Below are 6,637 nucleotides of genomic sequence, written 5' to 3'. Positions count from 1 at the left end.
CCCGGTTGTAAAGGACGGAGTAGGTCTGCTCTGCAACTGTGTCCCGCTCCGCGTCCAGATTGCGGGTGAAGCTGCCGGATACCAGAGACTTGAAGTAGGCCCCCACGGCCTCTTTCAGCGCCTCTTGCACCGCCGCTTTCGTGGTGGTTCCGTCAATGGTGACGTCAGCGCCGACGGCCAGACTTCTGGCCGTGGCGGACTGCACGGTCACCGTGGAGCCAACCGGCCGGGCATTTTCAATGTGGGCAGCCGCCGTGCTCGCTGTCTCCGCGTCCACTGCGCCGCCTTCGGGCGACGCCAGCAGCACCTTGACCGTCCCCGCTCCGTTCCACCTGGAAATGACCCGGGAATAGCCCACACCGTCCACTTCTCCCGCCCACATCTGATAGTGATAGGGGTTTCCGGAGGTGGGCGCACGGCGCATTCGGGAATAATATCGCTCCACCAGCGCTGTGTCCGTCTCTGCGTCCGTGCCGCCCGTGGCCGCGCCGTTTGCATAGGCAGTCACACCGCTGTAATTGCGCAGGGTAGATACGATTTCTCCTGCGGCAATGTTGTAGGCCGCGCCCACCGCCGCCGCTGTCAGCGTCCCCGTGGCCGTGCCGCCGGAGATGGTGACGGCTCCGGCCAGATAAAAGGTCAGTCCTGCCGCCGTGTAAAACGGAGCACCCGCCGGGATGGCGGCTCCATCCGTGCCAGTGAATGTCACCGAACAAACGGCGAGGGTTCCTGCCTTGCGGGTGATGCCCACCACAGCCGCCTGCTTGTCAATGTACTGCCCACTAGTCTCATCCACGTAAAACGCGGGAACCATGGCATCCATGGCGTGATAACACTGGCAAAGCTCCACAGCAGTGGCAGCAAGGATGTCGCCGGTAAAACTGCCCTCACCGGTGAGCAGCGGCGTTTGTAGCCGCGCAATCATCCGGGTTTTTACCTGCTCCTCTGTCAAATCTTCATACATTTAAATCCACCTCCCCATAAACGGTGCTGACGGAGCATTGCACCGTCAGACGGTCTCCCGCAAACTCCACGGCTATTTCCCCAACGCCAGTGACGTAGGGGCTGACCAGCAGCGCCTCCCGGACGTACCGGATCGCTTCACTGCGTTTCACGTCCGCCGCAAACGCCTGCCCAATCAAGTCCTCCGCTTCGCTGCCGTAAGCCCAAGAGTACACGTCGTAGCGGTACCGGGGCGTTTTCAGCGCCTTCCAGCACCAAACCTTCACGGCTTCCGCGCCAGTGACAATCACCGGGGCACCCGCCGAGAATACCGGCGTGCCTGTTTGATAGTCCCATTTGACCTCCTGCGCCAGCGGCAAGACGCTGGCAGCCTCCTCTGCTTCCGGCTGGACTGCCGGGAAAATAACGCTCATACGCAACTCACCACCTTGTCAATGATGTAAAATGTCTGGTCGTCCGCCGTCATCAGCAGCACCTCGTCGCCCGCCTTTAGCACCGGACCGTCCTGTGTAGCCACGGCGTTCAGCGTCACTGTGCCACGAAGAATGGACATACTGTCATGGCTCCCCATGGGGCAGCTTGCAGAGATGTCCAGCGCCCCGGAAACACCGGATCCGGATACCATCAGCTTTTCCGCGTGTCCGGCGTCGCCGCCACGTCGATGGTCAGCGGGGAGACGGTTCGCACCGTGCCCCGCCGCAACCGGGCGGCCCCGGTGGAGGCGTCCTCCTGCCCGGCTATCCGCATCAGATTGTATAGGCCGCTGAATGGATCACCCTTCATGTCGTCCTCGCTCCTTTCGCATTTTTCGCTTCAACTTGTGTCCAATTTGGATACCTTTGCAAATGGCCTTGCTTCTTGCCGGTAAGAATGGTATTCTAAAACCAATATTATTTAAAGGTGGGGTTATTGTGTTCTCATACGGCATCGGTGGACTGAGCGGTCTTATGTTTAGTGTCGTCCCATTATTTATTGGGGCCACATTTATTGTGATGCTTGTAATTCTCATTACACGGGCAGCCAAAGGAGCTCAGCAGTGGAAAAAGAATAACGCTTCTCCGGTGCTTACCGTGGATGCCTCCGTTGTCGCTAAACGTTCAGACGTATCGCACCACCATCACACCGGCGCAAACAATGCGCCTTATACATCCTCTTCGACTACGTACTACGTCACCTTTCAGGTTGCCAGCGGTGACCGTATGGAATTCACCCTTCAGGGCACTGAGTACGGAATGCTGACGGAGCAGGATACTGGGAAGCTGACCTTTCAAGGTACACGCTATCTTGGATTTGAGCGCGGTGATGGATAACAAACAGCAGACAGGTGGCCGGTTTTCCGGTCATCTTTTTATTTTTGGGGAACACTGCCCGCCGTTTGCTTATCCATTAGGTTGCGGAAATCCAGCGATACCTTGGTCCGATACACGCCTTCAGAAAAGCTGTGGCTGTCCGCCGTGATCCAAAACTGGCCGTAAGTCCCCGTGACTGACTCCTCCACCACCACCGCATTGCCAGTGATGAGCTTGGGACTTCCAATGCACTGGGCCGTGATGGTAGTTTCAATGCCGTTGTCCTCTAAAAGCTGCTTGGCGGTCGTCTCCGGCTTTTCGCTGTTGGTGGCCTGAATGGCCTGCTGCATTAGGCCGTACAGCGCCACGTAATTATTAGGGCTGTCAAAATGAGTGGTCAGCTTATTGTTGTCGTCATACACCCCAACCCGGGTCACCAGCTTTTCCAGACTGTCGGCGCTGGTGCAGGAGAGCAGATTGCTCCCCGGAACTAGCCGCAGGCTGTCCGCCCCGATGGCCTTTTCCACAACCTGAAGCTGATTGGACAAGAAGCGAATCTGATACTGTTTCCCGTTCTGCTCCGACGCCAACGTGTACATCGTCTGAATGATCTGATACAGGCTCACGCCCAGAAAGTTGCGGCTGAGGGAAACTTCCGTTGCCGCAATACTGCCGGTCAGGATGCCAAACTCACGGCAGAGCTGCCGTGTCACCGCCTCCGGCGTCTGATTGCGCACCGCCAAATAGGTGCTGTTGCGTTTCAAAAACCGGCCATTGTCCAACGCCGTGCAGTCCACGGTTTCCCCCAGACTGTCCCGCTGCCGGGATACGATGTGCCCAGAAAACAGGATGTCCGCTTCATGGTACAGCCGCGTCAGCCCACCCAGCTCGCACAGTGCTTCCGGGGTCACACTGAAGGAAAGCTGCCGGGCGCAGTCCGTGTAGCTCCCACTCCACGCCTTGCTCTGCACAAACGGCGTGATGTGCTCCGTCTTTTTCCCGTCCAGACTCCATGTTCGGATTTTTAGCAAGTCATCAAATGCCACCTCGTCCTCACCTCCTCCATATTCCCTGCTTCAGCCTGCGGCCAAAGCTCGCCTATTCCGGCGCTCGTCCTCTTCCTCCACAAACGCTGCGCTGGTTTGTGGAGGATTGAGTCGATGGATGCGTTCATAATTTGCCCTTATCCGGGCATTTCACCTGCTGCCCTGGATAGATCAGGTTCGCATTTTTCATTCCGTTGTAGCTGGCCAGCTTCCAGCAAAGCGCCCCGTTCCCATACTGCTTCCGGGCAATCCCCCACAGGGTATCCCCCTTCACCACCGTATGGACCCGCTCCGTCTGTTCCGCCCGCGCAGGAGAGCGGGAATTGTTTCCGGTTTCGGTAGTGACGCCCGCCGTCTCCGCCTTTAAATCCCGATAGCGCCGCATGGACAATGTCACATAGACGTCCCCGGTGCCGTCCTGCTCACCGTAACGCACAGGCCCGAGTAAGATGGGCACATTAACTGGCGTATCGGTGATAATCAGCCGCAGCACTTCCCCCGCCTCCGACCAGCTCACCAGTGTGTCCACCACAGCGTAAGGGTCCCCGCTGTACTCTCCCTGCGTGTAATTCCGAGATTCAGACGGCAGTAGAAATTCAAGCTGTTCATTAAACAAAGCCGACAATCCTGAAAACGCCGCCTGACCAGTCTGGGCCATGTTCAGCACCGTCACGCTGCGCCCGGCCTCCACCATGAACCGGTCCGGCGTCACGGGCATATTCAGCGTTAAATTGGTTTTTACGCTCCGAAAGCAAAATTGCATACCGTTAACCCTCCGCTCTCAGTCGTGCCATCAGAAGCTGTTTATAAATCCGGTCCGCAACCTCGTTCAAGTCGCTGTCCTTCCGAACGGTGATAGGCCCGGTGAACTCAACCTTGAGGCCGGACGCTCCACCCTCGGCGCGGCTTTTCGCCGCTTTCTTTACCGTCTCGTCCTGATGAAGCAGATTCCGCTCCGTCTCCAGCTTCCCCTGGAGTCCAAAGGGGCGGGAGCCTTTATGCTCCAACGTGTTGGAGCTTTTATTGTCCCAAGTGTTGGAGCGACCGGAAATGCCACTTGACGGAGACGTATAGTCTTGATTGTGTGCTTCCGTGTTGTCGGAGCGGCCAGTAACGCGGCCTGTGGTTTCGTAGTCTCCGCTGCCGGCAAGCCCTTTTGAAAATTCATTGCTAATCTCCAGTTGGCGTGTGGTTGCCGACATTCCTGCGGTCAAGTTTCGTGTGGCTTCAATCTGGTCCAACTCCGCCTCATGCAGCTTTTCCGACCACTCGCTGGATTCAAACGCCGTTGTAGCCAGAGCCTCGGCCTGCTCCTTCAGCCTGGTCATTTCCTGCCCGGCTTCCATGCTGCCGTTGTTCCAGTCCTCCTCCGCCGCCTGATACTGCGCCCGCATCTTCTCCAGAGCCGCCGCGTCTTCCGGCGTGAAGGCAGTGGTCTTTTCCCCCAGCAGTAATGCGCTCAGCGCCTCCAGCTGATACTGGTCCTGCATGTTTTCGCCATATGCCTGCACCGTTCCACCCACGGCGCTCAGCTCCGCCAGTTTGTCTCCCAGCACCCCGTCGTAGGCGTTTAGGCTTGCGTCAATAGAATCCTGCCGCTCTTCTATGTAACCTTTACCGCCCGCGGATTTAATTTCATTCAGCGTACTGTCAAGGGCGCTTACTTTTGCTTCGTACTCCGGGTCTTGACTTATGGCAATCGTTATGCCGGCCTTAAGATCTTCCGCCGTTTTAGCTTTTCCCGTTTCATACAGATTTTTGTAATATTCCTTAAACGCGTCGTCCTGTTGCTTAAAAGATTCATTTAATGCATTTAATCCACCAGTAAATGTGCCAATGATTCCACCCGCAATCATCCCAGGGATTCCGAGACTCGCTCCAGCCGCCACCCCCGATAACGTCCCAGACAGAGTTTTGCCTACGGCCGAAGCCGTCGACTCTCCCAATGCACTCCCAACCAGCGTACCAGCCATATCCGCAACGCTGTTCCCCAGATTTTCAAACACTTTGGTTTTTGCCAATTTGGTGACCAAATTGCCTTCAGAATCTTTTGACATGGATTCTCCGCTTTCGACACCTCCGCTTGCCTGAGTGGCTTTGTCAAGGAGCTTTTTCATTTCATCTGCATTGCTCTTTATGGCGTCCGTCATGGTTCCGGAAGCATCTTTCGTCTCGTTGATCGCGGATACCAGACGCTCGTATTCCTCCACCGCATTGGATAACTCAATGCCGTCAGTTGTGTCTCCGGTCATCTTAAAAACTTTTTCGGCCTCTTTGACGGAATCCCGGACCGTGATGATTTCTTCGTTCAGCAGACCGAACTTTTTTTGTAATTTATCGTTTTCGGACCGAAGCGTCTTGCCGCGCCGCTCCAGTTCTTCAAGCTCTTTGCTCAGCAATTTCGCGCTGGAGGTAATTGTGAGCATAACCTGGCTGACGTTTTCGCTCGCCTTGAATGAAATGGATATCTCCGCCATGCGCCTCACCTCGTTTCTGTTGGCTTTGCCGCCGCCCTCCCCGCCGGGAGGGCGGCTTTTTTATCACCTGCTGTGCAGCTCGCACTCAAAGGCGGAAAACTCCCGGATGATCTCCTGCCACCCGTCCCGCGCCTCCCACAGGCGTTTCAGCTCGCTGAGCGGCCAGTGGTGGTCGCGGAACAGGTAAAACAATAATGACAGCTCCGGGTCGTCCCCCGCCTCTAGCCGTTTTTTACCTCACCGAGAGTCCTGCGCAGATACCCCGAAAGCTGCTGAATCTCCATGTACAGCTCGTCAATCTCCCCGGAGATCAGCCGCGCCTTGATGGCGTCCACCGGCGTGGCGATGCCTTTGTTCTTATCCAGCAGCGCCGCATCCCCCCACTTGGGGCTGACGCAGCCATACAGCACGCCGAAGGCCGCCTGATCGCTCCGGGGCTTTTCCTGCACCTGCCGCACCTGATCATAGCTCAGGCCCCGCAGCGTGAACACTACCGGGGTCCCCGCAAGCTCACTGAGCCGGGCCACCTCCACCTGCTTTTCCGGCAGCACTTTCCGTACGTCCGGCAGCTCCGGCTTCAGCAGAAGTTCCAGCACGCTGAGATTCTTCAAATCGTCGCTCATATTACTGCGCCTCAATCTTGTCCAGATATTCCACCCGGGTGGCGGTAAAGGGAATGGTGATGCTACCCTCCTTGGCAGCGGCCCAGTCCATCACCGTCACCTCGTCATAGCTCACGCCGTACACGGCGATGCGCTCCGCGCCGAAGGCGTCCGGGTCGGCCAGCGCGCCCACCAGCGTCTTGCGCACATCGCGGCCCGCCTGCACCTGCTCCACGTCGTCGCTGCCCCGGCTGTAAATC

At 57.2% G+C, this 6,637-nt stretch carries 11 protein-coding genes; 1 reads left to right on the top strand and 10 read right to left on the bottom strand.

Features of this window, described 5'->3' with window-relative positions; genetic code table 11:
• From RT018_RS08640 to RT018_RS08625, 4 genes are all read right to left on the bottom strand, one after another.
• Window positions 1-964 (bottom strand): baseplate J/gp47 family protein (locus RT018_RS08640; protein WP_312941062.1); only part of this gene is annotated, 964 nt, incomplete at its 3' end.
• Window positions 957-1,376, bottom strand: a complete 420-nt coding sequence (locus RT018_RS08635) for a DUF2634 domain-containing protein (protein ID WP_312941061.1) — start codon at window positions 1,374-1,376, stop codon at window positions 957-959. The genes RT018_RS08635 and RT018_RS08640, both read right to left, overlap by 8 nt.
• A complete protein-coding gene (locus RT018_RS08630; RefSeq protein ID WP_312941060.1) occupies window positions 1,373-1,588 on the bottom strand; it encodes a hypothetical protein in 216 nt (71 codons plus the stop codon). Before RT018_RS08630 ends, RT018_RS08635 begins: the two co-directional genes overlap by 4 nt.
• Window positions 1,588-1,746, bottom strand: coding sequence for a hypothetical protein (locus RT018_RS08625; protein ID WP_312941057.1), 159 nt, complete (start codon window positions 1,744-1,746; stop codon window positions 1,588-1,590). Before RT018_RS08625 ends, RT018_RS08630 begins: the two co-directional genes overlap by 1 nt.
• 62 nt (window positions 1,747-1,808) lie before the next feature.
• Here RT018_RS08625 and RT018_RS08620 point away from each other — a divergent pair, with 62 nt between their 5' ends.
• Entirely contained in the window at window positions 1,809-2,273 is a 465-nt protein-coding gene (locus RT018_RS08620; RefSeq protein WP_312941056.1) for a DUF2500 domain-containing protein, read from the top strand.
• Between the two features lie 38 nt (window positions 2,274-2,311).
• Here RT018_RS08620 and RT018_RS08615 read toward each other — a convergent pair whose 3' ends face one another.
• From RT018_RS08615 to RT018_RS08590, 6 genes are all read right to left on the bottom strand, one after another.
• Window positions 2,312-3,298 (bottom strand): hypothetical protein, encoded by a 987-nt coding sequence (locus RT018_RS08615; protein WP_312941054.1) that lies wholly within the window; start codon window positions 3,296-3,298, stop codon window positions 2,312-2,314.
• A gap of 124 nt (window positions 3,299-3,422) precedes the next feature.
• Window positions 3,423-4,061, bottom strand: coding sequence for a LysM peptidoglycan-binding domain-containing protein (locus tag RT018_RS08610; RefSeq protein ID WP_312941052.1), 639 nt, complete (start codon window positions 4,059-4,061; stop codon window positions 3,423-3,425).
• A gap of 4 nt (window positions 4,062-4,065) precedes the next feature.
• Window positions 4,066-5,775 (bottom strand): hypothetical protein, encoded by a 1,710-nt coding sequence (locus tag RT018_RS08605; RefSeq protein WP_312941050.1) that lies wholly within the window; start codon window positions 5,773-5,775, stop codon window positions 4,066-4,068.
• Between the two features lie 63 nt (window positions 5,776-5,838).
• On the bottom strand, window positions 5,839-5,967 hold the full coding sequence (locus RT018_RS08600; protein ID WP_312941048.1) for a hypothetical protein: 129 nt from the start codon (window positions 5,965-5,967) through the stop codon (window positions 5,839-5,841).
• Window positions 5,968-5,996: 29 nt separating this feature from the next.
• Window positions 5,997-6,398, bottom strand: a complete 402-nt coding sequence (locus RT018_RS08595; protein ID WP_312941046.1) for a phage tail assembly chaperone — start codon at window positions 6,396-6,398, stop codon at window positions 5,997-5,999.
• Between the two features lies 1 nt (window position 6,399).
• The coding region (locus RT018_RS08590) for a phage tail tube protein (RefSeq protein ID WP_312941044.1) at window positions 6,400-6,637 on the bottom strand (238 nt) is incomplete at its 5' end.

Origin of the sequence: Oscillibacter sp. (assembly GCF_032060045.1) — a bacterium.
Classification (GTDB): Bacteria; Bacillota; Clostridia; order Oscillospirales; family Oscillospiraceae; genus Oscillibacter.
The sequence above is the reverse complement of the archived record's forward strand: the minus strand, read 5'-3'. Positions and strand labels throughout refer to the sequence as shown.